General features: G+C 72.1%; 2 pseudogenes. Both read left to right on the forward strand.

The annotated features are described in order from the left end of the window. A pseudogene (locus ACFFCA_RS13640) lies at positions 1 to 641 on the forward strand (hypothetical protein); the annotation flags it as partial. A 246-nt stretch (positions 642 to 887) separates the two neighbouring features. Continuing rightward, positions 888 to 2,574: pseudogene (locus ACFFCA_RS13645) on the forward strand (hypothetical protein); the annotation flags it as partial.

The following is a 2,574-nucleotide window of genomic DNA, read 5'->3' on the forward strand; positions in this document are numbered from 1 at the left end:
CGGTCACCCGAACCGTCGCCCAGGCCGCGGCACCGGTCACCCGAACCGTCGCCCAAGCCGCGGCACCGGTCACGAGGACCATCGCCCAAGCCGCGGCACCGGTCACGAGGACCATCGCCCAAGCCGCGGCACCGGTCACGAGGACCATCGCCGAAGTCGCCGCGCCGGTCACCACGACGGGCAACGGGGCGCCGGCCGACCAGGGGCCGACCGTGAGCGCACCGACCGCGGCCTCTTCGACGTCGTCGGCGCGCGCCGCACGAGACGAGGCCGCCCCGTCCGCCCCGACAATGTCGTCGGACGCGCCGTCCGTGCTCGGTGCGCCGCAGTACCGCGACGTCGCGGCAGCGGCCACCGACAACGCGGCCACCGACCAAGCAGTCGCCTCCCGTTCGGCGTCGACGACGTCGAACCCCTTTGCTCCGGTCGTGCCAGGTGCTCCTGCGCGACCGGCGTCGCCCGATCTCAGCGGTGGTGTCGGTGCTCCGACGACCACGGCCCCGGGCGGCAACGGCGGGGTCTTCGCGGCCCTGTCGCCCGTCCCGACCGCTGCCCACGGACGTGGGTCGCAGCGCGTCGGTGTCGAGCCGGCGTGGGCTCTGCTGAGCCGCGCCGAGCGCATCCGCACCCGCCCTGGCTAAGCCCGGATCCGATGTGAGACGGAGCCGCTGACGTCCTGTCGGCGTCCCTCCGACACGCGGTCGACCGCCCGGTCGACACCGCGTCCCACCATCTGATTCGGGGGAATCATGCACGGTTCTTGGCAAACCCGCGCGGCCGCAATCGCGGTCGGCGCGACCGGATGCTGGCTGTTCACGCAGTCCGCGGCGTCAGCATCGGTACCCACTCCCAACCAGTCCGGTCAGGACTGGTCGGTCGGCTCGGTCATGTCCGGGCTGGCAGCCATGGGCGGCAACTCCAACGCCCACTCGACGACCCAGGGCGGTAGTTCCTCCGCCACGGGATCGAGCTCGAACTCCTCGACCACCAAGACCGGTGACGGGGGCTCGGGCGGCAACGGCGGTGCTGCGAAGAGCACCAACAACAACAACGCCGGCGGCGGCGGTGCGTCCGGTAAATCGGGCGACACCGGCGGCAACACCTCGTCGGCCACCGCCAAGCCCGGCGGCGACCAGCAGGGTGGCCCGCCGACCAGCGGCGGGGGCTACCCCGGTTCCGGTTACGGCGGGGGCCAGTCCGGCTGCGGGTGCACCAACCCGTACCCCGGTTCGGGCGGCGACCAGCCGGGCGGCGACGCCTCCGGCACCTCGTCGGCCGGCTCGGGCAACTCCGGTGCGACCGGAAACGGCGGAAGCGGTGGCAGCATCCAGAACGGCTCCACCACGACCGGCGGCAACGGCGCGCGCGGTGGCGACACCGGTGGCAACTCGACCTCGACGAACAGCGCGACCAACACCCAGTCGGCGAACAGCAACACCGAGTCGAACACCCAGTCGGGCCAGGGCGGCAACGGCATGTCCATGTCGACCATCTGGCGCACCATCAACGGCTACGGCGGCGGCATGGGCGGTTACAACAACGGCCCGACCTACGGCCCCGCCGGCATCCCGCCGATGATGGGCGGCTCGGGCAACGGCGGACCCGCCGACGGTTCGCGTGCCGACGGGGGGTCGTCGAGTGCCACATCGTCCACCACGGGCGGTGACTCGACGGCCAGCGGCACGAGCTCCAACTCGTCGAAGACCAAGACCGGCGACGGCGGCTCGGGCGGCAACGGCGGAGCAGCCGACAGCACCAACAACAACAACGCCGGCAGCGGCGGCGCGTCGGGCAACTCCGGCGACACCGGCGGCAACAGCTCGCGTTGTGTCGCGGTGACGGTCATCGGCAACGCCAGTTGCAACTCCTCCGCCACGTCGGGCAACTCCGGCGCGACGGGCAACGGCGGCGACGGTGGCAGCATCCAGAACGGCTCCACCACGACCGGCGGCAACGGCGCGCGCGGTGGCGACACCGGTGGCAACTCGACCTCGACGAACAGCGCGACCAACACCGCGTCGGGGAACAGCAACACCGCGTCCAACACCCAGTCGGGCAAGGGCGGCGACGCCTCGTCGACGTCGTCCTCGGGCGACAAGGGCTACCAGCCGGTGAACTCCGACCAGGGCTCCAACGGTGGCAGCTCCAACGGCGGTTCGGCCAAGGGGGGCGACAGCTCCGCGACGTCGAGCACGAAGGGTGGCAACTCGACCGCCACGGGCTCCAGCTCGAACATCTCGTCGACCAAGACCGGCAACGGCGGTGACGGCGGCAAGGGTGGCAAGGCCGAGAGCACGAACAACAACAACGCCGGCTCCGGTGGCACGTCCGGAGCATCCGGTTCGACCGGCGGCAACACCTCGACGGGCAAGGCCAAGACGGGCAGCGGCAGCGGGTCGCAGCCCGGACCGGTGAACTACGCGTCGAGCACCCAGCCGTCGTCCGGCAGCCACAGCTCGGATGCGAGCGCCAGCTCGCAGGCCGGGTCCGGGAACTCCGGGTCGACCGGCAAGGGCGGTGACGGTGGCAGCATCCAGAATGGCTCCACCACGCACGGCGGTGACGGCGCCCGTG

Origin of the sequence: uncultured Jatrophihabitans sp., assembly GCF_964252635.1 — a bacterium.
Classification (GTDB): Bacteria; Actinomycetota; Actinomycetes; order Mycobacteriales; family Jatrophihabitantaceae; genus Jatrophihabitans.